General features: G+C 65.6%; 20 protein-coding genes. 9 read left to right on the top strand and 11 right to left on the bottom strand.

The window, feature by feature from the left end; genetic code table 11:
- The first annotated feature begins 74 nt into the window (after positions 1-74).
- A complete protein-coding gene (locus OHA42_RS21250) occupies positions 75-1190 on the top strand; it encodes a glycosyltransferase (protein ID WP_406229638.1) in 1116 nt (371 codons plus the stop codon).
- Between the two features lie 28 nt (positions 1191-1218).
- Here the strand turns inward: OHA42_RS21250 and OHA42_RS21245 are convergent, their stop codons facing one another.
- The 5 genes from OHA42_RS21245 to OHA42_RS21225 form a co-directional block, all read right to left on the bottom strand.
- A complete protein-coding gene (locus OHA42_RS21245) occupies positions 1219-1758 on the bottom strand; it encodes a sigma-70 family RNA polymerase sigma factor (protein WP_406239499.1) in 540 nt (179 codons plus the stop codon).
- 208 nt (positions 1759-1966) lie between these two features.
- Positions 1967-2731: a GAF domain-containing protein gene (locus OHA42_RS21240; RefSeq protein ID WP_406229637.1), complete on the bottom strand. Its 765-nt coding sequence runs from the start codon at positions 2729-2731 to the stop codon at positions 1967-1969.
- Positions 2732-2947: 216 nt separating this feature from the next.
- Positions 2948-3670 carry a GAF and ANTAR domain-containing protein gene (locus tag OHA42_RS21235; protein WP_406229636.1) on the bottom strand — a complete coding sequence of 241 codons (723 nt, stop codon included), beginning with the start codon at positions 3668-3670 and terminating at the stop codon, positions 2948-2950.
- 172 nt (positions 3671-3842) lie between these two features.
- A complete protein-coding gene (locus tag OHA42_RS21230; RefSeq protein ID WP_406229635.1) occupies positions 3843-4250 on the bottom strand; it encodes a hypothetical protein in 408 nt (135 codons plus the stop codon).
- On the bottom strand, positions 4247-4519 hold the full coding sequence (locus tag OHA42_RS21225; protein ID WP_328400034.1) for a hypothetical protein: 273 nt from the start codon (positions 4517-4519) through the stop codon (positions 4247-4249). Before OHA42_RS21225 ends, OHA42_RS21230 begins: the two co-directional genes overlap by 4 nt.
- A gap of 73 nt (positions 4520-4592) precedes the next feature.
- Here OHA42_RS21225 and OHA42_RS21220 point away from each other — a divergent pair, with 73 nt between their 5' ends.
- Together OHA42_RS21220 and OHA42_RS21215 are read left to right on the top strand one after the other, a co-directional pair.
- On the top strand, positions 4593-6299 hold the full coding sequence (locus OHA42_RS21220) for a bifunctional metallophosphatase/5'-nucleotidase (protein WP_406229634.1): 1707 nt from the start codon (positions 4593-4595) through the stop codon (positions 6297-6299).
- A 340-nt stretch (positions 6300-6639) separates the two neighbouring features.
- Complete coding sequence (locus OHA42_RS21215; protein WP_406229633.1) at positions 6640-8688, top strand: SDR family oxidoreductase; 2049 nt, start codon at positions 6640-6642, stop codon at positions 8686-8688.
- Positions 8689-8778: 90 nt separating this feature from the next.
- Here OHA42_RS21215 and OHA42_RS21210 read toward each other — a convergent pair whose 3' ends face one another.
- From OHA42_RS21210 to OHA42_RS21200, 3 genes are all read right to left on the bottom strand, one after another.
- Entirely contained in the window at positions 8779-9441 is a 663-nt protein-coding gene (locus tag OHA42_RS21210; protein ID WP_406229632.1) for a cutinase family protein, read from the bottom strand.
- Between the two features lie 495 nt (positions 9442-9936).
- On the bottom strand, positions 9937-10599 hold the full coding sequence (locus OHA42_RS21205; RefSeq protein WP_406229631.1) for a cutinase family protein: 663 nt from the start codon (positions 10597-10599) through the stop codon (positions 9937-9939).
- Positions 10600-10796: 197 nt separating this feature from the next.
- A complete protein-coding gene (locus OHA42_RS21200; RefSeq protein WP_406239498.1) occupies positions 10797-11810 on the bottom strand; it encodes a zinc-binding alcohol dehydrogenase family protein in 1014 nt (337 codons plus the stop codon).
- Between the two features lie 214 nt (positions 11811-12024).
- Between OHA42_RS21200 and OHA42_RS21195 the strand changes: the two genes are divergently transcribed.
- Together OHA42_RS21195 and OHA42_RS21190 are read left to right on the top strand one after the other, a co-directional pair.
- Positions 12025-12684, top strand: coding sequence for a TetR/AcrR family transcriptional regulator (locus OHA42_RS21195; RefSeq protein ID WP_406229630.1), 660 nt, complete (start codon positions 12025-12027; stop codon positions 12682-12684).
- Positions 12681-14372: an FAD-binding dehydrogenase gene (locus OHA42_RS21190; protein WP_406229629.1), complete on the top strand. Its 1692-nt coding sequence runs from the start codon at positions 12681-12683 to the stop codon at positions 14370-14372. The genes OHA42_RS21195 and OHA42_RS21190 overlap by 4 nt, the downstream gene beginning before the upstream one ends.
- 19 nt (positions 14373-14391) lie before the next feature.
- On the opposite strand, the gene OHA42_RS21185 is transcribed toward OHA42_RS21190, so the two are convergent.
- The 3 genes from OHA42_RS21185 to OHA42_RS21175 form a co-directional block, all read right to left on the bottom strand.
- Entirely contained in the window at positions 14392-15207 is an 816-nt protein-coding gene (locus tag OHA42_RS21185; protein WP_406229628.1) for an expansin EXLX1 family cellulose-binding protein, read from the bottom strand.
- A 296-nt stretch (positions 15208-15503) separates the two neighbouring features.
- Positions 15504-16757, bottom strand: a complete 1254-nt coding sequence (locus OHA42_RS21180) for a bifunctional 3,4-dihydroxy-2-butanone-4-phosphate synthase/GTP cyclohydrolase II (protein WP_406229627.1) — start codon at positions 16755-16757, stop codon at positions 15504-15506.
- 73 nt (positions 16758-16830) lie between these two features.
- Positions 16831-17466 (bottom strand): PadR family transcriptional regulator, encoded by a 636-nt coding sequence (locus OHA42_RS21175; RefSeq protein WP_406229626.1) that lies wholly within the window; start codon positions 17464-17466, stop codon positions 16831-16833.
- Positions 17467-17653: 187 nt separating this feature from the next.
- Between OHA42_RS21175 and OHA42_RS21170 the strand changes: the two genes are divergently transcribed.
- The 4 genes from OHA42_RS21170 to OHA42_RS21155 all read left to right on the top strand — a co-directional run bounded on the left by OHA42_RS21170 (position 17654) and on the right by OHA42_RS21155 (position 23190).
- A complete protein-coding gene (locus OHA42_RS21170) occupies positions 17654-19120 on the top strand; it encodes a KamA family radical SAM protein (protein ID WP_406229625.1) in 1467 nt (488 codons plus the stop codon).
- Positions 19121-19442: 322 nt separating this feature from the next.
- Positions 19443-20486, top strand: a complete 1044-nt coding sequence (locus OHA42_RS21165; protein ID WP_406229624.1) for a GNAT family N-acetyltransferase — start codon at positions 19443-19445, stop codon at positions 20484-20486.
- Positions 20474-21775, top strand: coding sequence for an MFS transporter (locus tag OHA42_RS21160; protein ID WP_406229623.1), 1302 nt, complete (start codon positions 20474-20476; stop codon positions 21773-21775). Before OHA42_RS21165 ends, OHA42_RS21160 begins: the two co-directional genes overlap by 13 nt.
- Complete coding sequence (locus OHA42_RS21155) at positions 21772-23190, top strand: amino acid permease (RefSeq protein ID WP_406229622.1); 1419 nt, start codon at positions 21772-21774, stop codon at positions 23188-23190. The genes OHA42_RS21160 and OHA42_RS21155 overlap by 4 nt, the downstream gene beginning before the upstream one ends.
- Positions 23191-23426: the final 236 nt, after the last annotated feature.

Genomic DNA, 23426 nt, shown 5'->3' with positions numbered 1-23426 from the left:
ACAGGAAGTCGAATGACTCATCGCCGCGCCGACGGCAACCACGCATGCACATGGATCGCCGAGCCGGTGAGCGCATGAACGAGCCTCGCCTTGCGATCGTGCACGAACGTTTCACCGAGTTCGGTGGCTCCGAGGCGGTCATCGGTGAATTCGTCGAAACCTGGCCGCACGCAGAGGTATTCGCACCGATCATCGAGCCCGACGGGGTTCGGCCGCCGCTGAAGACGGTGCACGACACCTGGCTCAGCCGTGCCCACGCCGCCACCGGTCGCCGTTCGCACGCCCCGCTGTTGCCCTTCGTGCCGCGAGCCTTGCGCCGCCTGCCGCTGCGTGGCCGGTTCGACGCGGTCCTCATCAGTCATCACTCCTTCGCCACCCAGGCCGTATTCGCCACGGACGCACCGACCATCGTCTATGTCCACAGCCCCGCCCGCTGGGCGTGGGATGCCGAATTCCGCGCCCAAGAGGCGGGCGGGCGGGCCGGGCAGCTGGCCCTCACCGCCCTCGGCGGGCTCGCCCGTCGCGCCGAACTGCGCGCCGCACCGCACCTCACCCACATCATCGCCAACTCGCATGCCGTCGCCGACCGCGTCCAGGACTGGTGGGGCCTGCCTGCCACGGTCGTCAACCCACCGGTGCAGGTCGAGCAGTTCACTCCGGATGCCGCGATCCCGCGCGAGGACTTCTTCCTGTTCGCAGGCCGGCTGGTTCCCTACAAGCGCCCCGATCTCGCCATCCGCGCCGCCCAACGCGCGGGGGTCCGCCTTGTCGTCCTCGGCGACGGCCGCTTCCGCAGCCAACTCGATGCCATCGCGGGCCCCGAAACCACCTTTCTCGGCGCCACGTCCTTCGACGTACTGCTCGACACCTACCGGCGCTGCAATGCATTGCTCATGCCGGGCATCGAGGATTTCGGCATCGTCCCGGTCGAGGCAATGGCCTGCGGCACACCGGTTCTCGCCGTCGGACAGGGCGGCGCGCTCGATACCGTCCGCCCTGGCGTCACCGGTGCGTACGTCGAGCACGGCAGCGACGAGCACATCATCGAAGGCATGGCCGCGGCCATGCGCGCCTTCGATCCGACCGCCTACCACCCCGCAACCATCCGCGACCACGCAATGTCCTTCTCCCCCAGCGCCTTCCGCACCAATATCGCCGAAACGGTCGCCACCGTCACGCATCGATCGTGACAGCGGCGACCGCATCCCCGACTCGGCGCTATTGCTCGGCGAGATCCGTTCTCAGATGCTGCAGCGCGGAGCGGATCCGAGATTTCGCGGCGGGCAGCCCGATGCCGAGGCAGGCCGCGACCTGCGGATAACTGAGACCGCGATAGTAGGCGAGGGTGATGGATTCGCGCTGCAGCGAGCTCAGACCGGTCAGGCTCCGGCGGACGGCTTCGCGGTCGTGGTTGCGCAGGGTTTCCTCGGCGACCACATCCATCGGCGGTTGGTAGGCGCGGGCGCCCCATTGGTGATTGTGGTCGACGGTCGCCCGCTCGTGCCGTACCCGGTCCACCGCCTGCCGATGGGCAAGCATACGTAACCACGTCAGTGCCGATCCGCGATGTTCATCGAAGCCACCCGCACACCGCCACACTTCCAGGTAGACGTCCTGGCACGTTTCTTCGGCATATCCAGGGTCTCGGACAACGGCGAGAACTCGCTGAAACACCAGGTTTCGCGTGCGGCGATACAACTGCGCAAATGCGTCACGATCGCCATTACCGATGCGGTACACCAATTCTGCATCGAGCATGGTCACGATTGCCCCCTGAAAACAGTGATACGACAAGAAAGAGATACGTCGAAACACTCCGTCGAGGGCATGGACGGTGCTGTGTGGTAAACGAATCCGGCCGGGGACAGGGGCCATCGGATCCACCGTTCGTCAGACTACCGGTCTTTATCGATGTGCCGTCGCGAATTCGTCCATGCGGTGAATGCCGAGATTGGCTGGGGCAGAATCAGATCCGGAGCCCGAGCTCCACGATGGCTTTGGCGACCGCCTGCACCGGCACGCGATTGGTCCGCGCATGGGCTCGGATGAGCTCGTAGGCGGCATCGGGTGTCGTCCGCCCGGCATTGGCGAGCACACCTTTGGCTTGCTCGACGATGATCCGGGTATCCAGCGCGTGCGTCAGCTGCTCGGTCAGCTGTTCCTGGCGACGAATGGCGGTCGACTTGACGATGTGCCCGGCCGCCATGCTGGCGAGTAAACCGCCCACCGAGAGATCTTGTTCGGTCCAGTCGCGCGGCTCGTGGGTGTACATGCCGAGCGCACCCACTGTGGCATCCCCAGACCGCATCGGTACCACCGCCACCGACGAAAACTGTTGTCGGACTGCCTCGGCGCAGAATTCCGGCCACACCGCACGACGACGGCCGATGTCGGTGACCGCGATGGGTGCGCCGTGCCGCAACGCGGCCACGCACGGGCCACGTCCAGTGCGGTGCTGACAGAGCTCGACCTCCAACAAGGCGTCGGGTGTCGCCGCAGTGAATCTCTCCGGCCCGTCCTGGACGAGCGTCACCGTGCAGCCCGCCAGATCCAGCACGTCGATGGCGCTGTCCATCAGCTGCCGCACCATCCGCGGGGTCTCGCCGACAACAGCGACCGCGTCCGCGAGCCGCGACACTGCCGCAACCAGCACCTGACTGTCCGACACCCGCACCACCCCGCACGCGAAGACCGATCGTCCTGTCGAGTCCAGCGCCGCACTCGCCGACATTTCCATGGTATGGCCAAGGCGACGAATTCCGTTGCTCTCGTGCACAATCGGTGGGTCGACACGCCCGGCTCCCGGATGTACCAGCTCCGATATGGATCGGGCCTTCCTGCGTATCCGTGCACATGCCCGCACCACCGGTGTTCGCCTCGCCGACATCGTCGAGGGCCGGATCGACATCGTCGTCGAACCACCGAAGTGAGCCCAGGCCGTCGGCGATCAGTCGGCGTCGGCGTCGAATCGGATCCGGTTGGCGACCACCGACTCGGCCACCTCGGCCAGCGACATCCCGTGCGCGAAGGCATAGGCACGCAACCGCGCGTAGGCATCCGCCGCGCGAATACCCAATTGCCCGATCACCATTCCGGCCGCTTGATGGATCACACCGCTTGTCAACGGCTGATCCCGCCACCGTGGCACACCATCACCCGGTTGTACAGCGCCTGCGACCAGCTGTGCGGTCACCAGATCGGCAATGTGCAGCCCCGCAGAGATCATTGCGGGCCGCGGCAGACCGGGATGCTCGCCGTAGAGATCGAGCGCACCCAACCGGACCGCACCCAAATGCAACGGCACCGCGACCATCGGTCCGGAAATCCTCGGGTGCCCAATCCTTTCGATGCGAGCGAGCTCCGCAGCGAAACCGGGCCACCGCTCGCCGCTCGCCGCCAGGTCGGCCAGCAACACCGGGACACCTTGCGTGACGGCCTCCACCGCAGGCCCCTGGCCGAGGGTGGTCTGCACCGTCTCGACGAGGACGGCGACACCATCACTCGCACACCAGGGTTGCAGCCCCGCATCGCATTCCCGCATGAGAATCGCAGCGCGGCACACCGGCAGCACCCGCACGCACGCATCGGCCAGCGCGGAGATCCCGCCACCGCCGATCGACAGCGCCGACAGGAAGTCATCGGTCAGGTGATCGAACTGCGCCACACTCATCCTACGAACTACTCACGACCATTGCCCCATTGCGAATTCGACGGTTCCGTCTCCTGGTATTCGTCACGCTTCCGGCAATGGACCCCCCGACGCATCGCAAGAATACGAAACGCCAACTCTCCACACCAGGGTCGAAGGGCCCACGAGCCGAGGGGCGAGACATAGGTCCGCCCTACGGGATGGTGTCGGCCTGCACCTCGGCGTGCAACCGCCGCAGCACCGGCGCGCGATCGGTCAGCACGGACCAATTTCGGGAGATGGCTTCGTGCACCGCGTGCGCCGCCGAGACGAGCGCGTCGGCGTCGGTATGCCCGGTCAGCAAGCCGCCGATGTCGGCGGCGATGCCGACGTCGAGCACCGGCACCACGGTGTGCGGCATGCCGAGCAGCGCCGCGAGGATATCCAGCTGACCGGCGGGCACCAGCGCCCTCGCCGCAGTGAGCACTGCGGCAGGAACGACAATCGTATTGCCGGATCCTGCTGTGGCCCAAGCGATCGCGTGCGGATAGGGATCCCGTCGGCACCAGCCGAGGACTGCGCCGAGATCGAGGACGACGCCGGTCAGGGTCGGCGGGTTCACGCGGCGCCGGCCGCGTACTCATCCTCGGTCAGGGGTGGTAAGCCCAATAGTGCGCGTCCGTGATTGATCATCTCCAGCGGCGGCTTGCCACCGTAGACGCGTTCGATGGTGGCAACAGATTGTGCGCGGTCCATGCGCTGCCGGACCGACTCGGCGACGAACTGCGAAACCGATTCGATCCGCCCGCCCTCACGCCATTTGTCCAGGGTCACGGCGATTTCCTCGGGGACTGTGACCGTCACCTTCCGAGTCTTCCGTTCTCTCGCCATATCGGAAGTGTACTCGGATATGGCTTGCCGAGACCGGGTGCATACCGGGCTGCGACATGGGAAAGTCTCGGTCATGAGAGCGCACCGTCGCATCGCCGTGGCCATGGCCGGGTTCGTGAGCGTCACACTGGTCGCGAGCTGCGGCACCGGGTCGCAGCAGAACAGCGGTCCGACCGCCGCCACCGTGTCCGGCGTGATTCCTTTGATCTCCACCGACGACCTGCGAGCCGCGCAGCCCGACGAGGTGCACCTGTTCGGACTGAACGATCTGCACGGCAACCTCCAGCCGCCGAGTGGTTCGAGCGGAAAGATCGCCGGATACGAAGCCGGCGGGGCCGCGTACCTCGCCACGCATTTGGCGCGGTTGAAGAAGGCCTTTCCGCACAGTGCCGTGGTCGCGGCGGGTGACAATATCGGCGCGAGTCCGCTGATGTCCGGGCTGTTCCACGACGAACCGACGATTTCTTTTCTGAACTCCGCCGGACTGGCCGCGTCGGCGGTGGGAAATCACGAATTCGACAATGGTGTCATCGAATTGGCGCGTATCCAGCAGGGCGGCTGCGCACCGGACGGCTGTTCGCCCGGCGCGCCGTTCACCGGGGCGAAGTTCCCGTACCTGGCCGCGAACGTCACCGACGCCCAGGGCAGACTGCCAGCGGCGCTGCGCCCGTGGACCATGCTGGAAGTCGGCGGCCACCGGATCGGCGTTGTCGGCACCGTCACCCCCGACACCGCGAATATTGTTTTCCCCGAAGGTATTCGAGGCTTCACGTTCGGCGACGAGATCGACGCGATCAACGCCTATGTGCCCGAGATGAAGGCGGCGGGCGCCGAAACCATTGTCGCGCTGCTGCACGATGGCGGCGTCCAGAAGGCAGGCCCCGACGCGGCGGTCGACTACAACGGCTGCGCGAACATCACCCCCGAGGTCACCGCGCTTGCCACCCGCACCGACCCCGCGGTGCGGGCGCTGGTCACCGGGCACACCCATCAACCATATGTGTGCACGATCGAGGGCAAGGTGATCACCCAGGCCGCTTCCTACGGCAGGCTGATCACCGACATCACCCTGACATTCGGCACCGATAAGGTGCAGGCGTCGGCAGTGAATCGGGTGGTCACCCGCGAGGTCACCCCGGACTCGGCCACCGCCGACCTGGTCGCTTTCTATGCCGGCCAGGCCACACCCCGGGCGGCCCGGGTGATCGGCACAACGGCGCAGACACTCGCACACGAACCGGCGGCCTCCGGCGAATCGCCACTCGGCGATGTCATCGCCGACTCCATGCTGGCGGCTACTTCGTCCGCGCCCGCCGCCGCGGTGGCGGCGTTCATGAACCCCGGCGGCGTGCGCGCCGATCTGAAATCCGGCGAGATCACCTACGACGATATCTACACCGTCCAACCGTTCGGCAACCAGGTCGTCACCGTCACCCTCACCGGCAGCCAGGTACTGCGTCTACTGGAACAGCAGTGGGACAACCCTGGCAAGCCCACCGTGTTGTCGCCCGCCGGACTCACCTATACCTATGTCGCCTCCACCCCGAAAGGCACCCAGGTGGTCGCCGACAGCATCCGCATCGCGGGCCTGCCCCTCAATCCGGTCGCCACCTATCGGATCACCACCAACAGCTTCCTCGCCGCGGGCGGCGACGGCTTCACCGTCTTCACCGAGGGTCTCGACAAGACCGTCGGACCTATCGACCTCGATGCCTTCGAGGCGTATGCGATGGGCCGCCCACCGCTGCAAGTACCTGCCGGCCGTGCCGAAAAGCGTTAGCTCGCAACGCACCGGCAATCGCCCGTGTGCCGGCGATCACACACCAGCAGGCAATCTGGACAGGCGACCAGTCATTACTTCAGGTAACTGAAATTCTGTGTAACACATACCCTTTGACCTGCACATACGGTGACCAAACCCACAGCCCACACAGGGCCCGGTAGCTTGCCCCGGCCGCGCTGGCCGAACTAAAGTTACTCACCAGTAGGACGAAGGTGTCACCTACTTCGGCCCGACCGCTATCGCTCGGGGGCCGACATCACCAGATGTCCGCATTCACTGCTGCATGCCGGATGAGCGTTGTCCGACAACATGGTTCGAACAAGAGCAGGAGATTGCGATGGCTACTACCTACATCGTCACGGGCGGTACCGGTTTTCTGGGGCGCCGGGTCGTGCAGGGACTCCTGGACGCGGATTCCGACGCCATTGTGCATGTGCTGGTGCGCGCCGCATCGCTGACGAAATTCACGGAGCTCGCCGAAAACTGGCACGGCGGCGAGCGTGTCTTCGCCCTGGTCGGAGATCTCACCGCGCATAGGCTCGGACTCGACAAGGACGCACCGCAGGCCGATCACATCATCCACCTCGGCGCTGTTTACGACATGACCGCCGACGAGGACACCGCACACGCCGCCAATGTCGCGGGCACCCACTCCGTACTCACGCTCGCCCGCGAGCTGGGCGCGGTGCTGCACCACGTCTCCTCGGTGGCCGTTGCGGGCGATCACAAGGGCAAGTTCTTCGAGGAGGACTTCGACCTCGGCCAGCGCCTGACCTCGCCGTATCACCGCACCAAGTTCGCCGCCGAGCAGCTCGTGCGCGAATCGAGCGGCGTGCGCTGGCGCGTGTATCGACCCGCCATCGTGGTCGGCGATTCTCGCACCGGCGAGATGGACAAGATCGACGGGCCGTACTACTTCTTCCCCGCCATCGCCAAGCTGGGTGCACTACCCACCGATCTGCCCGTGCCGCTGCCCGATCTCGGCGCGACGAACATCGTGCCTGTCGACTATGTCGCGGCCGCCATGGTCGAGCTGGTGCGCCGAAACGGCTTGGACGGACGCACCTTCCACCTCGTCAATCCCGAACCGCAGCCCTTCGGCGAGATCTATGCCGCACTGGCGACAGCCGCGGGCGCACCGACTGGGATCGGCACGGTGCCCGGAAGTGGACTCGCGCTCAACGGCCTCGCACATATCCCCGGCGTTCCCACCGTGCGCGATTTCCTGTTGGAGCAGATGGGAATTCCGGCCGCCGTCGCGCCACACACGTCCTTCTCCGCCGAGTTCATCTCCGACTCCACCCGCGCCCAGCTGCGCGGCACCGACTTGTCGGTGCCGTCCTTCGACAGCTACGCCGAGCGGCTCTGGGCCTACTGGCGTGAAAACCTCGACCCGAACCGCGATCACGCCACCGACAACGGTGACCCGTTCACCGGGCGAACCGTCCTGATCACCGGCGCATCGTCGGGCATCGGCCTCGCCACCGCGCATGCAGTGGCCAAACGCGGCGCGACCGTGCTCATGGTCGCCCGCGGCCGTGACGACCTGCTCGCGGCCGCCGCCGCCATTCGCGCCGAAGGCGGTGCGGCCCATGCCTATCCGTGCGACATCACCGATGCCGACGCCGTCGACGCGCTGGTCACCAGCCTGCTCGCCGACCACGGTCACGTCGACTACCTGGTGAACAACGCGGGTCGCTCGATCCGCCGCTCGGTGCTCAATTCCACCGATCGCATGCACGATTTCGAGCGGACCATGGCGGTCAACTACTTCGGCGCGGTCCGGCTCATCCTCGCCCTGCTTCCCTCGATGCGTGCACGGCGCTTCGGGCACATCGTCAATATCTCCTCGATTGCCGTGCAGACCAAGGTGCCGCGCTTCGCCGCGTATGTGGCGAGCAAATCGGCCCTCGACAATTTCAGCGAGATCGCTGCAGTCGAAAATCAGGACGCGGGAATCACTTTCACCTCGGTACGGATGCCATTGGTCCGCACCGCGATGATCGCGCCCACCGACCTCTACCGCTCCCTCCCGGTCCCCGACCCGGACCAGGCCGCGACCATCGTCGTGCGGGCGCTGACCGACCGGCCCGACCGCATCGACACCCCCGTCGGCACCTTCGCCCAGGCCGTCGAACTGCTGATGCCGACGGTCAAACGCACCATCATGCACCAGGGCTTCCGGATGTTCGGCGAATCCCATGCGGCACAGGGCGTTCCTGCAACGGTCCCGGCCGTACCGATCGCCGACTCCGACGAACGCCAGTCGGTGCCGGCGCCCAAGCGCAGCGCGCTGCTCGCCCTCGCACCGGTGCTGCTCCCGCTGATGGCGGTGCCGAGCCCCGCCGCGCGGGTGGCCAGGGTGGTCCCCGGCCTGCACTGGTAGCGCCTACCGCTCGGGTACGCACGGGTCCCCGAACACACCGGCGGCGGGGCCGACTCCAGTCGGTCCCGCCGCGCGGATTTCCCGGTGGTTCTAGACCCGGCTCGCCGCGAACCAGGCGGCAGGCCACATCGCCCAGCCGTAGTTCGAGTGCTGGGTCGGGTCGATTCCGCCGCCACACACCGGATCACCGCCTGCGCAGTAATTCGCGGTGCGCCAACCGAAATGACCGGGGACGCTCCACCCGATGAGCCGGAGCGGATCACCGAACAGCAGCACCGCCGCCACCTTCCACTGCAGATCGCCGGGCAGCGGGTAGATGCCGGGCAGCGTGGTCACGATGCCGGTGCCGAGGACACCGTGCACGACAGCCGCGCCCTGCGAGTAGCCGACCAGGATGAACCGCTGATCCGGGCACCAGGCGGACTGCTGGATAACGCGGTCGGTCATGTCCTGGGTGCCGCGACTGAGCGATGCCGGATCGAGCAGATCCGCAGGGTAATTCACGCGGTACGCGTCCACACTCACCGGAAGTGTTTGCAGGAGTGTGTCATACAGCGGATCGCCGATGACCGAACCGAGGAACCCTGGCTCATGGGTGCCTCTGGCAACGATCACCTCCACCTCAGCACAGTCATCCGCCGATGCATGCATTCCTAGATTCGTCGTCGCTGTGACTCCGACCACGAGCAATAGCACCGCGAATACCCGCGCCGCACGCCGCTTTTCGAACAGAGAAACCTTCCGGTTGACCATCGTGATCACCTCTCACGCCGTTGTGAGAAGCCGAGATTCTGACGATTGTCAGTGACAATTGCTCGGCTATATACGCGATGGTAGGGACGACCGGAGGTGCCGTCGAGCAACGGGACCCGAGCGATACCGAGTTACCGCACAATCGTGTCCTCGGTGGTCTCGCTGGAGTGACGAGAACCGCTGCGCCAGTGAAACGCCCGTGCGCGAGATCCGCGGGAGGGCGCGGTCCGCCGTATCCGGGGAGTACCCCCGCGCGGTCCGGTATATGCGGTGTTCGCCTGCCGGCACCAGGAATTCACGTGCCTCGACGCGGGTGTCGGCGGTCGCCGAGCGAATTTCCCGCTCCTGGAACAGGTGCCGCTGATGGTTCGGCGCCGGGATGCCGCTGCGAGCGGATACCCGCGATGGCGAGCACACTGCTGTGATGCCGGCGCGACCGTTGTGGAATGCCGCTGACTGCCTTGCCAAGTCCCGCCGCGCGGATTTCCGGTGGTTCTAGACCCGGCTCGCCGCGAACCAGGCGGCAGGCCACATCGCCCAGCCGTAGTTCGAGTGCTGGGTCGGGTCGATTCCGCCGCCACACACCGGATCACCGCCCGCGCAATAATCCGCGGTTGGCTCGGCGAATTGACCGGGGACGCTCCCGCCGATGACTCGGAGCGGATCGCCGAACAGCAGCACCGCCACCACCTTCCATTCCAGATCGCCGGGCAGCGGGTAGATGCCGGGCAGCGTGGTCACGATGCCGGTGCCGAGGACACCGTGCACGACGACCGCGCCCTGCGAGTAGCCGACCAGGATGAACCGCTGATCCGGGCAGTCCACCGACTGTTGGATGACGTGCTCGGTCAGGTCCTGGGTACCGCGGCTGAGCGATGCCGGATCGAGCAGGTCCGCGGTGTAGTTCACGCGGTACCGACTGGCGCTCACCGGAAGTGCTTGCCGGAGTGTGTCATACAGCGGATCACCGACTATCGAGCCGAGGTACCCCGATTCCTGGGTGCCCCTGGCAACCACCACATCGACATCCGCGCAGGATCCCGCCCATGCGTGCAATCCCAGGTTTGTCGTCGCCGTGATTCCGGCCGCGAGCAGTAGCACCGCGAATGCCCGGGTCGCCCGCCCCTTGTCGAACAGAGATACCTTCCGGTCGACCATCGCGATCGCCTCTCACGCCATGGTGAGAAGCCGGCTACACATCCTCATTGTAGGAACGCCCCGAGGAGCCGTCGAGCAACCGAACGCGAGCGGCCGCGGGTCATTCGCCTGCTGCCCCGACCGCCTGATCTGCGGCGGCGCCGACGCTCAGCGCGGCAGTACGCCACGCACTGACCTGGTTCGCCGGCTGCGCCCACTCAAGGGACAAGAACCGCTGCACCGGTGAAGCGTCCATGTGCCAGATCGGCGAGCGCGCGGTCGGCGGTATCGAGGGAGTAGCCCCGCGCGGTCAGGTGTATACGGTGTTTGCCTGCCAACGCCAGGAATTCACGCGCGTCGGCGCGGGTGTTGGCGGTCACCGACCGAATTTCCCGCTCTTGAAACAGATGCCGCTGATAGTTCAAGGCCGGAATGTCGCTCAGATGGATGCCCGCGACGGCGAGCACGCCGCCGCGATCGAGCGCCGCCAGCGCGGGCAGCACCAGATCCCCGACCGGCGCGAACAGAATCGCCGAATCCAGTTGGACCGGAGGCCGATCCGCGGCACCCTGCACCGACGCGGCGCCCAGATCCCTCGCCAGCTCGCGGGCGGCCGGGTCCCGAGTCATCACGTGCACCTCCGCACCACGCGCCAGCGCCACCTGGGCGGCGATATGCGCACTGCCACCGAAGCCATAGATCCCCAGCCGACCGCCCTGCGGCAGCGCGGCCCGCCGCAGCGCGCGATATCCGATAATTCCGGCACACAACAGCGGGGCGGTGTCGATGTCGGAGTAGCCTGCGGGCAGTCGCAACGCGTAGGCCGCTGGGACCGTGGCGAACTGGGCGTATCCTCCGTCCGCATCCCACCCCGTGTACTCCGACTGCGGGCACAGATTCTCAGCGCCGCGTAGACAGTACCGACACACCCCACAGGTATGCCGCAGCCACGCGATCCCCACCCGATCGCCGACCGCGAAGGCATCCGCGCCGCCCTGACGAACGCCAGGGCTCAGCGCCACTACCTCCCCGACGATTTCGTGCCCGGGCACCACGCCCGACCGATGCACCGGCAGATCTCCCTCGGCCACATGCAGGTCGGTCCGGCAGACTCCGCATGCCAGCACTCGCACCAACAGCTCACCTGACCTGGGTTGCGGCACGGGCGCGCGAACGCGGTCCAACGGACCGCCATCGATAGGTCCCGGCCGCCGCACCCGCCAGCCGATCATCGACGTGGCGCCTGAAACCTCGCTCATATCGATCACTCCTCGCTGTCCGCAGGAAGGTCGTATGGGTCCCGGCACGCGCCGAGACAACGGTCTGTGTTCGACCCTACCCATTCGATTTCCCGAATTCGCGGCACTCGCTTCTGATACATTTCTGTATCGGATACATTGATGTATCCAAGATCCAGTCAGCCGGTCCAGCACAAGGAGGTTCGCCTTGGCATCGCCCACAGCTGCGGCGAACCCAGCGAAACGGGTCACCCGCAGACGAATCGAAACCAAAAACCGCCTGCTCACAGCCGCCTACGAAGTCTTCGCCGAGGACGGCTTCGGCCGTTCCACTGTCGAGCGCGTGTGTGACCGCGCGGGATTCACCCGAGGCGCGTTCTACTCCAATTTCTCCTCGCTCGACGAGCTGTTCCTCGCGATGTGGGAGCAGCGGTCCGCGGCCATGCTCGCCGGTGTCCGGGCCACTCTCGACGAATTCTCGGTCGAGGGCGTGACCGACCTGCGCGCGGCGGTCGAACGCCTCGATCGCGCGGTGCCGATCGACGAGGCCTGGTACCGCATCACCGCCGAGTTCACCACCCACGCACTGCGCACCCCGGCGCTGCGACAGGTGATGGCCGCCCGCGAGGAAGCGATCGTCGCGGCGCTGATGCCGACCATCGTCGCCGCACTGGCCCGCGTCGGGCGCACCGTCCCCGACCCGGCCGCACTCGGGCAAGCCCTCGTCGCCGTGCACGACGGCACTACCGTGCAGGTCCTGATGGAACCACGCAGTCGTCGGGTGCGCCGCCGACGCACCGAACTCCTGTGCCACGTCGTACTGGCCTACAGCACAGCGACCGAACCCAGCACCGCAACCGAAGGATGAACATGGCCAACCGCAGTCCCGAATTCGCGCAAGAGGCAGACGTCATCGTCGTCGGCGCGGGCCTTGCCGGGCTCGTGGCAACCCACGAGCTGGTCAAGGCGGGCCGCACGGTGCATGTCCTGGACCAGGAGAACCGCAACAACCTCGGCGGGCAGGCATTCTGGTCGCTCGGTGGACTGTTCTTCGTCGACAGCCCGGAGCAGCGACGCCTCGGCATCAAGGACTCCTACGAGCTGGCCTTGCAAGACTGGCTCGGCTCGGCGGGCTTCGACCGCGACACCGAGGACCACTGGGCCCGCCGGTGGGCGCAGGCGTACGTCCGATTCGCCGCCACCGAGAAGCGGGATTATCTGCGTGACTTGGGCTTACGCGTGACACCGCTGGTCGGCTGGGCGGAACGCGGCGGGGCCTTCGCTGACGGTCACGGCAATTCGGTGCCCCGCTTCCACCTGACCTGGGGCACCGGCCCGGAGGTGGTTCGGGTGTTCCAGGAACCGGTGCTCGACGGCGAGCGCCGCGGCCTGGTCGGCTTCAGTTTCCGCCATCAGGTCGATGAGCTGATCGTCGAGGACGGCTCCGTTGTCGGTGTGCGCGGCAGCGTGCTGGAAGACACCGATCTGGAGCGCGGCAAGGCCTCGTCACGAAACGTGGTCGGCGACTTCGAGTTCCGCGCGAAGGCGGTAATCGTGACCTCCGGGGGCATCGGCCACAATCACGAACTGATCCGCCGCAACTGGCCGACCGACCGGCTCGGACCCTGCCCCGAGACCCTCATCTCCGGCGTGCCCGCGCACGTCGACGGCCGGATGCTCGGCATCACCGAGTCCGCGGGCGGCGCGATCGTCAACCGTGACCGCATGTGGCACTACACCGAGGGCATCATCAACTGGGACCCGATCTGGCCCGACCACGCCATCCGGATCATTCCCGGCCCCTCGTCACTGTGGTTCGACGCCAATGGAAAGCGTTTGCCCGCACCATGTTTCCCGGGTTTCGACACCAACTCCACGATGAAGGAGATTCTGGCCACCGGCCACGACTACTCCTGGTTCGTGCTCACCCAGTCGATCATCGAGAAAGAGTTCGCGCTCTCGGGTTCCGAACAGAACCCGGACATCACCAGCAAGGACCTCAAGCTCACGCTCAAGAGCCGGGTGGCCAAGGGCGCACCCGGACCGGTCGAGGCGTTCAAGCAGCACGGTGTCGATTTCGTGGTCGCCGACACGCTGCGCGAATTGGTCGACGGCATGAACAAGATCGCGCGCGGCCCGCACCTGGACCACGACGAGCTGGAACGCCAGATCGTCGCCCGCGACCGCGAACTGGCCAACAAGTACTCCAAGGACGCGCAGCTGATGGCGATCACCAACGCGCGCCAATACTTTGGGGACAAGGCGGGCCGGGTGGCCAAGCCGCACCGCATCCTCGATCCCGCGCACGGTCCGTTGATCGCGGTGCGGCTGAATATCCTCACTCGCAAGACGCTCGGCGGCCTGCAGACCAACCTCGATTCGCAGGTGATGCGCGAGGACGGCACCGTCCTGCCCGGGCTGTACGCCGCGGGCGAGGTCGCCGGGTTCGGCGGTGGCGGCGTCCACGGCTACAACGCGCTCGAGGGCACGTTCCTCGGTGGTTGCATCTTCTCCGGTCGGGCTGCCGGTCGCGCGTTGGCCACGAAACTCGCCTGACCGCAACCGTTTCCGCCCGTCAGGGCCGACAGCCCGAGGCCCGGCCCGACGTCTGCACGGCCCGGGTGCTCGGTGCCGGTGCTGCTGCGATGGGGGCCGAAGCCGTCGACGGCGCGCCCGAATACAGCCGTATGCCGGTGAACCGCTGCCCAGGCTCCAGCGAGATCCCCGACACCTCCACCTGGTGCCCGTATACATCGACAACCCGAGCCGAGAACGGTCCCGGTCCCGCACCCGAAATCGTCCAGTAGTTGTCCCTCCCGCGGTTGAGTTCCTGCCAGCCACCACCGGTGGTCGGCCGGATCGCGACACGCTGGATGGGATTTCCCGATCCGCTCACCAGGATGGCCAGCCACTGCGCCGAGGAGTCCGGTTTCACCTCGTAGAACAGTTCGGGCGCGGGATCCGGGTCACGGACGACCGTGTAGCCGACCTGAGCGACGCCATCGGACTGCTCGGCGATCTGCTCGAAGGCGGCGGCGCTCAGATCCAGTTGTCCCGGAGCGCATCCGGGGCAGCGGTCGGCGATGAGCGCGCGGACATCGCCGCGCGGGCCGTGCACATCGAGGTAGGCGCCGCACAGGTCGGCGTTGCCGTACTCCTGCGTGGACACCCCGACGTAGAAGCCGTCCAGGGGCAGGCCCGGAAAAGAACAGGCCACGCCCTGACTGAACGCGTAGTACCGCGCCTCGCCGGACACGCCGGGATCGGGTGGGACCTGCGTGTGCCGCGCTGCGAGGCTGGAACTACCGGTAGCCACCGGTATTCGTGCCGTCGTGAGGTTTTCGCTGACGGTGTGCAAGGTGTCGCATGACGCGGGTACAGGCCGTGTCACCCAGACAACCACCCCGGCAGCCGCCATCATCGCCCCGAGGGTCGACCATAGCCAACCCGAGCGGAAGTGTGCTTGCTCGATCGGTATTCGGTGCACCGCTGTCCCCGGCTTCCGGCTCACCCAACTCGCGGACTGTCCATCCTGACTGCATCAGGAAAGCAGTTGAAACGGCAACACAGGTCTCGAACGAAAATCTTCCCGGGGAAACACCCGCAGCGCGGCAATCTTGCCGCAAATAGCCAGCATTCACCTCGGCGACAGCGGTGCGAGCCGGAAAAGATCCGGAGCGCCACCGTTTACGAAGTAGCCCATTCCGGCACCGTATCCACCTCGGAGAGCTGGTGGTCCATCCGGTCCTGTTTGGCGCGCAGATAGCGAATGTTGTGTTCGGTCGGGGTCGACTGGAGCGGCAACCGCCGCACCACGGTGATGCCGTGCTCCACCAATCCGGCCGCCTTGGCCGGGTTGTTGCTCAGCAGTCGTACCGATCGGATGCCGAGATCGGCGAGTACCTGTGCACCCGCCGCATACCGGCGGGCATCCACCGGCAACCCGAGCGCAAGGTTGGCCTCGACGGTATCGGCACCACGATCCTGTAATTCGTAGGCACGCAACTTGTTCAGCAGACCGATGCCGCGCCCCTCCTGGCCGCGCAGGTACACGACCACACCGCTGCCCTCCGCCGCGACCGCACGCATCGCGGCATCGAGCTGATCGCCGCAGTCACAGCGCAGTGAGCCGAGTGCGTCGCCGGTGAGGCACTCCGAATGCAACCGCACCAGTGCCGAATCGCGGCGCGGCTCGCCGAAGACCAAGGCGAGGGTTTCGGTTCCGGTGAGGTCGTCGCGGTAGCCGAGCACCCGGAACTCACCGAATCTGGTAGGCAGCCGGGTCTCCACGACCCTGGTGAGTGTGCGCTCGACGCGGTGGCGGTAGTCGATCAGATCGGCAATCGAAATGATCGGCAGACCGTGCGCAGCGGCGAACTCGAGCAGGTCGGGCAGCCGCGCCATCGATCCGTCGTCGAGCACGATTTCGGCGATCACACCGGCGGGCCGCAGCCCCGCGAGCCTGGTCAGATCGACGGCAGCCTCGGTGTGGCCGGCACGGCCGAGCACACCACCGGGGTGCGCGCGCAGCGGGAACACGTGCCCCGGCCTGGTCAGCTCGTCATAACCGGTGCGTGGATCGGCGAGCAGCTGCACGGTGCGAGCCCGATCGGCGGCCGAAATGCCTGTTGTCACACCGGAAGACGCATCGACCGACACGGTGTACGCAGTGCCCTTGGGATCCTCGTTGACCGCTGTCATCGGTGGCAGTCGGAGCCGATCGAGGTCCGCGCCCGCCAGTGGCGCACACAGCACACCGCTGGTGTGGCGCACCATGAAGGCGATGGTCTCCGGCGTCGCCAATTCGGCAGCGAGCACCAAATCGCCTTCGTTCTCCCGGTTTTCGTCATCGACGACGACAACCATGCTGCCCGCCGCGAGCGCGGCGAGCGCCGCCTCGATCGTGTCCAACGACCGCTGCCGCACGAATTCGGTACCCATGACCACCTCCTATATGACTAGTAGATATATATCCGTTAGTCATAGGAAGCGGCAGTCCCGCTGAGTGGACAGCTCAGGAAGCGCGTGTGCCCTTGGCTTTCGGAGCCCGCTTCTGCGGTTGCCCGGCGGCGAGCTTGTCGACATCGGCGAGGAGCTCCTGCGCGAAATCGCGCTCGGCCTCGTAGTGGCGGACACACCACCGCAGCACGGCGCCCGGATAGGCCCAGTCGGGGTTCTCGTCGGCGCCCTCGGCATCGACCTCGGCCAGCTTGCGCATCTTCTCGGCGTAGCCGATGTGCTCGGTCAGGATGCCGCGCAGCCGCTCGGGTTCGGCGAGATGGCCGAGCCAGGCCCGCAGCATCACGCTGTGCTTGAGCACGGGCGCCTCCACCGGCGCGTGATTCACCCACTGCGCCGCCGCCGCACGGCCGGCGTCGGTGATCGCGTACATCCGCTTGCCGCGCACGCCGTCGTCCTGCAGGACGGTGCGCGAGGTGGCGTAGCCATGCTTCTCCAGCCGCTTGAGCTCGGCGTAGATCTGGCTGAACGACGGGCTCCAGTAGAAGAATTGCAGGCTCCAATCGGCCCATTTCTTCAGGTCGTAGCCGGAGAGTTCGTCGGCGTGCGAGAGCATTCCGAGCACGGCCCAGCTGGTCGTGGGCAGATCGGGAATTCCGGCCTCTGTGGAGGCAGGCTTGGCATCGGTCACGGTAGGACTATATCTCTTAGGCATATTTCGGGTGCTAGGACACTATTCCGCAACGAATTCGCCCCACTCGATGTGCAGTTCCGCCGCCCTTGCACTCGGCGAGTCCAACTCACCGATGCAGGGCGTGGACCTCTGCGGAAGTGGGCACGTTGAGCCTCGAGACCCACCTGCGAGATCGCATCAGTACTTGGAGACGCTGCGGTGGCGCATCGTCGAGCTCCTCGAGGCGATTTACATATTCTCATCACGATTTAACGGCACGCTTATTAAAGTAACGTTGTATGGCGGCACGTTAAATGAGGTGCATGGCGGCGGGGTTGCCTTTGCTGTCCGTTTCCGGCGGCCTCCGGAACGCCACAGAAGGGGAGCTGACAGTCAGATGAAAACCTACAGCGGCGACCGACTCGCCGAACTGGCCCACCGTCACGGTCTGCCCGACGACTATCTTCGTGACCTGCGCGTTGTGTCCTCGGTGCTGCCGTTTCGGGTGAACGACTATGTCGCAGAGGAGCTGATCGACTGGGCGGCGGCACCGGATGACCCGATGTTCCGGCTCACGTTTCCGCACCGGGACATGCTGCCTCCGGAATTGTTTGCGAGCATCGCCGAACTCCACGATGCAGGCTCTTCGCGGGATGCGCTCAGCAAGGTCGCTGCTGAGGCTCGTGGCCGGCTCAATCCGCATCCCGGCGGTCAGATCGACGCCAACATCCCACGGTTGGATGGGCAGCCGGTGCTCGGTCTGCAACACAAATACCGCGAGACGGTGTTGGTGTTTCCGTCCCAGGGGCAGACCTGTCATGCGTACTGCGGCTACTGCTTCCGCTGGGCCCAGTTCGTCGGCTCCGAAACCCGACAGGCGCTCTCGGCGCCTGCCACCATGGTCGCCTATTTGCAGCGGCATCCGGAGGTCACCGATGTGCTGTTCACCGGTGGTGATCCGATGATCATGAAGACGGCGGTGCTGCGTCGTTGGGTCGATCCACTGCTGGCACCGAACCAGGAGCGGATCCGTACGCTGCGATTCGGGACAAAGGCGCTGTCCTACTGGCCCGCCCGGTTCACCGCCGGCACGGATGCCGACGACCTGCTCAGGCTGTTCGAGCGATGTGTCGCAGTCGGCCGTCACGTCGCGGTGATGGCGCACTTCTCCCATGCACGGGAATTGCAGACCACCACTGTTCAGCGGGCGATCGCCAGAGTGCGGGCCACCGGCGCGGTGATCAGGGCACAGGCGCCGCTGATCGCACACGTCAATGACGAGGCCGAAGTCTGGGCAGATATGTGGCAGCGGCTGGTCGAGTTCGGAGTGGTCCCGTACTACATGTTCGTCGAGCGAGACACCGGTGCCCGCAGCTACTTCGAGGTTCCGTTGACCAAGGGGTTGGACATCTATTCCGAAGCCATGAGGAGAGTGTCCGGGCTGGCCCGAACCGCCCGCGGCCCGGTGATGTCCACCCGAATCGGCAAGGTGCTGATAGACGGCGCTCCCATCATCATGGGCAGGAAAGTGCTTGCCCTGCGCATGCTGCAAGCCCGGGATCCGGACCACGTCGGGCAGCAGTTCTTCGCAGGCTACGACCCGACCGCACACTGGCTGGACGACCTGGAGCCAGTGCTTGGCTCCGTGATTCCCGGCGTCTTTGCCCGATGAGTCGAAAAATGGCTATCGGCACTAGTGCAATCGCCGCTCCCCCGGTCGAACGTCAGCGAGGTGATGACCCGGTTCTCGGTCGGCGTCACATATTCCGATAGGTAGCGGAGTAGTTCCCAACGGCCCGATCATTCTCGGCGCCACCGACCTGGTGGCCTGCCGATCCGGCGACGCTCACGGTTGCCGAAGAGGACTCGCCGATTCCGCCATGATATGACGGCACGTTTGATAAAGTGTCATCAATTAGCGGCACGTTAGATAACGGCAGGTCGGCGAAAATCAGCTCCTGCCTGTCCATCAGAATCTGTGGTGAGTAATGCAGGTGACACTGACAACGTCCGAAATCCGCCCCCCGGAATGGGATTCGCTGGCGGCCTCGACTGCGGATTTCGAGGTATCGCCGCAATGGCTGGAGGCGATGGCTCCGCTGTTGCCCGGCGAACCACGCTGGCTGGTCGCCCATGTGGATGGTCAGCCGCAGATCGGGCTGCACACCCGGCTATTGAAAACCCCACCGGAAGAGCCACGCTACGACATCGCGGCTGTCCTGCGCGGAGATATCCCATCGCTGGAGCCGCGCCCCATACTCCTGTCCAAGGCGCCCGATAGCGAATCGCTTTATCCAGCCGTGTTGGCATTGCTGCCCGGCTACACCTGCGTGCCCGCAGGGCCTGGTGCGACCGACCCGGATCTGCTGGCCGGAACCCTGCGGGCCATGGACACCTGGGCTGGGCAGCAGGGTGCTCGGTCGGTGTCGTTCCTCTATGTTCCTGAGCGGCAAAAGATCCTGCAGCGCGCCTTGGAAGAGTTCGGTGCACGGCCGGTAGCGCTGTACCCGACCTGCGTCATGCCGGTGACATTCGGCAGCATGGAGGAATATCTGACGCAACTGGGGGGCGGGCGGCGCGCGGGACTGCGTCGGTTGCTGCGCTGGTTGGACGAGACCGGAATGACCCTCGGTGAGGAGGACCTGAGCGAGGTTCGCGAGGAAGTTCTGGAGCTACGGATGGGATTGCTTCGCAAATACCATCATTCGGCCGATGACCGGGACGCCCAGCTGGCGACCATAGACCGAATTGTCCGCAACTATCCACCAGCGGACCGGGCACTGACCACCCTCCGGCGTGGCGACCAGATGGTTGGCTTCACATTGGGGCTGCGCCATGGTGACACGTTGCGAGGGCTTTGGTCCGGGCAGCTGCCCGAGGCTCGCGGCGCCTACTTTCTGCTGGTGTTCTACGGCGAGGTCGAGGCCGCGTTGCGGCGTGGGATAACGAGCCTCAATTACGGAACGCTGCAATGGCAAGAGAAGATCTCCTTCGGTTGCAGGCTGGAGCAGTTGGTCGGCCACACATGGTCGCTCTGATTCGACTCGGCGGAACCCGACTATTCCTTGCGGGTCAAGCAGTTTCACTGCTCGGCGATGGGCTGGCTATTCTGGCGATCCCGCTGTTGGTGCTGGAACTGACGCACAACCCGGCGGCAGCGGCGCTGGCCTCGGTGCCCCGCGCGGTCGGCTACCTGGTCGCGGGGCTGCCCGCTGGCCCGTTGATCGATCGCGCCAATCCCTGGCATGTTCTCATTGCCGCCGACATAGTGCGGGTGGCCATCTTCGCGACGCTGTTCGGACTTTCGGTCAGCGGGAGCGACTCGGTCGGGGTCATTCTTGCGCTTGCGTTTATTTCGGGCGTTGCCGGAGTGTTCTTCGAGACTGCGCTGGCGGTCGCGGTCCGCGACCTCTGTCGAGATCGAGAACTTGTGCGTGCCAACTCTTTTCTCGAATCCGCGAGCCAATCGTCGATTCTGCTCGGACCGATGGCTGTCGGGTTGCTCGCTGTCAGTGTCGGATTGGGCGCTGCGCTACTGGTGAACGCGGGCACGTTCGTGGTGTCACTTGCGACGCTGTGGGGGGCCTCCCGCCGCGCGACCCGGATTTCCGACCCCCCCGGCTGGGCGCCGTGGCGTCAGTTCGGGACCGAATTCCGTAATGGTCTGCGCTATCTCGCGACCACCTCGATCCTGGTGTCGCTTGCGGTCCTGGCCGTCGTCGCAAATCTGTGTCTCGGTGCCGCGACGCTCGTGGTGTTCTTCGCTCGCGACTATTTGAGCGCCGCGCCGTGGCTGGTCGGCTTGGTTGTGGCCGGCGGCGGACTCGGCGGCGTGCTCGGCGCGGCGACGGCTCCCGCCCTCATCGCTCGGTTCCATCCGGTTCCGTTGTGCGTCGCGGCCACCCTGGTGACCGGTGTCGCGCTGGCGTCGGTGGGCCTGGCGCCCACTGTCTGGTGGCTTGCGGCGAGCAATCTCGTGTTGGTCTGGTCCGATGTACTGGCCAGCATTGTGGTCCGGACACTACGACAGCAGATAGTCCCGCGTGAACTCCTCGGCCGGGTGACCAGCGCGGTGCGGTGGGTTGTGCTGGCCACGACTCCGCTGGGGGCGGTCCTCGCGGGGTTGCTCACGCAACTTGCCGAAAACGATCCCCGCCCGGCATTTCTGATCGCTGCGGCACTTCTCGGGGTATCCACTCCGGCCATCTGGGCTGTCGGGCTGCGTCGCCACCGAAACACTCCCCTGCTCCCTGTCCGGCATCGTCCCTCCCCTAGGGCGTCCTCGGATCGGTCGACCACGTCACTCGTCGAAAGAAGGTCCCTGTGACAACTTCGTCACGTACGTCTCGGCCACTCGAGCACACCATCAATACTCGGCAGCTCACGATGATCGGAATCGGCGGAGTCATCGGTGCCGGATTGTTCGTCGGTAGTGGCAAGGTGATCTCGTCGACCGGGCCAGGCATCGTGTTCGTCTATCTGGGCACGGGCCTGGTCGTCATCCTGGTGATGCGGATGCTCGCCGAACTGGCGACAGCAAGTCCGGAATCCGGATCGTTTTCGACATACGCTTCGCGGGAACTGGGTTCGTGGGCCGGACTTGCGGTGGGCTGGTTGTACTCGTACCACTGGTGTGTCACGGTCGCATTCGAAGCGATCGCCGGGGCCGCGATCGCTAGTCAGCTCGTACCCGGAGTTCCGACGTGGTTATGGGCGCTGGGTTTCATGGCCGTTCTGACGGGCGTCAACTTGGCGGAGGTCACCTCATTTGCCCGATTCGAGTTCTGGTTCGCCATGATCAAAGTCGCCGCGATTGTCGCATTCATGTCTATCGGCGTCGCCGCCGTCAGCGGCTTGCTGCCACACGTGGACTCCCCGGGTGCCTCGAATTGGGTCGACAACGGAGGCTTGTTCCCTGCTGGGATGGCTCCGCTCCTGCCCGCAGCGTTGACGGTATTCTTCTCGTACTTCGGAACGGAGCTGGTGACGATCGCTGCCGGTGAAGCCAAGGATCCGGTCGACGCGGTGCGTCGCAGCATGCGCAGCGTCGGGTGGCGAATCTTCGTCTTCTACGTGGGCTCGATCGCGGTCGTCGTTACGTTGATGCCCTGGAATACCGCTGAGATCACCAAGAGTCCGTACACGGCGGTATTGAACACACTGCACATTCCCGGCGCGCAAACCATCATGAATCTGGTCGTGCTCACCGCCGTGCTGTCATGCTTGAACTCGGGGATCTACTCGTCGTCTCGGATGTTGTTCTCGTTGTCTCAGCGTGGCGAGGGGCCGGGTGTGCTCACGCGGGTAACCGGACGCGGTGTCCCGGTCAACGCGGTCCTCGGTGCGTCCAGTGCCGGATTCCTCGCTGTCATCGCGAACTATTTCCTGCCGACCGGAGCGGTATTCACGTTCCTGCTCAGCTCCTCCGGCGCGGTGGCGATTGTTGTCTACCTGTGCATCTGCGCGACCCAGATCGTCGGGCGCCGCAGGAAATCCGCCTCGGAGAATGCCGCTCTGCCGGTAAGGATGTGGGGTTTCCCCTACCTGTCGTATTCGGTGACGGCGATACTGCTGATTATCATCGGCGCGATGGCGTTCTCATCCACATCATGGACGCCGCTCATGCTCACGATAGTTGTCACGGTTGCCGCCGTGAGTGCCGGAATCGTGCATCAGAAGGTGCATCCGGCAGCGCGCCGTCCCGACACCGCACTAGTCGATTTCGATGCAGTCTCGGACTGAAGCGTCATCATTCTGTCCGGATCGGCGAACCCAGCAAATCCGGATCCTCGAGCCGGCGAAGAACCACCTCTTCGACAAACGCATCGACTGAGCACCGGCAGGATCCACCGGTATCCAGCACGTTATGGACACTCGGATGCGGCGAGTTCGCTGCGAACCGCAGTGTCCTAACGGAGGAAACATCTCGTTGAGTGGGATTCGCCAGGTCCGGATTCCCCAACCTTGTGACAGGTTTC

The sequence above is a fragment of the Nocardia sp. NBC_01009 genome, from assembly GCF_045208035.1.
In the GTDB taxonomy this organism is placed as follows: Bacteria; Actinomycetota; Actinomycetes; order Mycobacteriales; family Mycobacteriaceae; genus Nocardia.
This window is presented reverse-complemented; position numbering and strand designations above follow the sequence as displayed.

Coding starts and splice junctions, on each gene's coding strand:
- OHA42_RS21240 (WP_406229637.1), bottom strand. CDS start 2,731: ATGTCGGCGAGTGCGGCGCTGGACTCGACAGGACGATCGGTCTTCGCG.
- OHA42_RS21245 (WP_406239499.1), bottom strand. CDS start 1,758: ATGCTCGATGCAGAATTGGTGTACCGCATCGGTAATGGCGATCGTGAC.
- OHA42_RS21215 (WP_406229633.1), top strand. CDS start 6,640: ATGGCTACTACCTACATCGTCACGGGCGGTACCGGTTTTCTGGGGCGC.
- OHA42_RS21200 (WP_406239498.1), bottom strand. CDS start 11,810: ATGATCGGCTGGCGGGTGCGGCGGCCGGGACCTATCGATGGCGGTCCG.
- OHA42_RS21220 (WP_406229634.1), top strand. CDS start 4,593: ATGAGAGCGCACCGTCGCATCGCCGTGGCCATGGCCGGGTTCGTGAGC.
- OHA42_RS21225 (WP_328400034.1), bottom strand. CDS start 4,519: ATGGCGAGAGAACGGAAGACTCGGAAGGTGACGGTCACAGTCCCCGAG.
- OHA42_RS21160 (WP_406229623.1), top strand. CDS start 20,474: ATGGTCGCTCTGATTCGACTCGGCGGAACCCGACTATTCCTTGCGGGT.
- OHA42_RS21250 (WP_406229638.1), top strand. CDS start 75: ATGAACGAGCCTCGCCTTGCGATCGTGCACGAACGTTTCACCGAGTTC.
- OHA42_RS21235 (WP_406229636.1), bottom strand. CDS start 3,670: ATGAGTGTGGCGCAGTTCGATCACCTGACCGATGACTTCCTGTCGGCG.
- OHA42_RS21210 (WP_406229632.1), bottom strand. CDS start 9,441: ATGGTCAACCGGAAGGTTTCTCTGTTCGAAAAGCGGCGTGCGGCGCGG.
- OHA42_RS21205 (WP_406229631.1), bottom strand. CDS start 10,599: ATGGTCGACCGGAAGGTATCTCTGTTCGACAAGGGGCGGGCGACCCGG.
- OHA42_RS21190 (WP_406229629.1), top strand. CDS start 12,681: ATGAACATGGCCAACCGCAGTCCCGAATTCGCGCAAGAGGCAGACGTC.
- OHA42_RS21180 (WP_406229627.1), bottom strand. CDS start 16,757: ATGGGTACCGAATTCGTGCGGCAGCGGTCGTTGGACACGATCGAGGCG.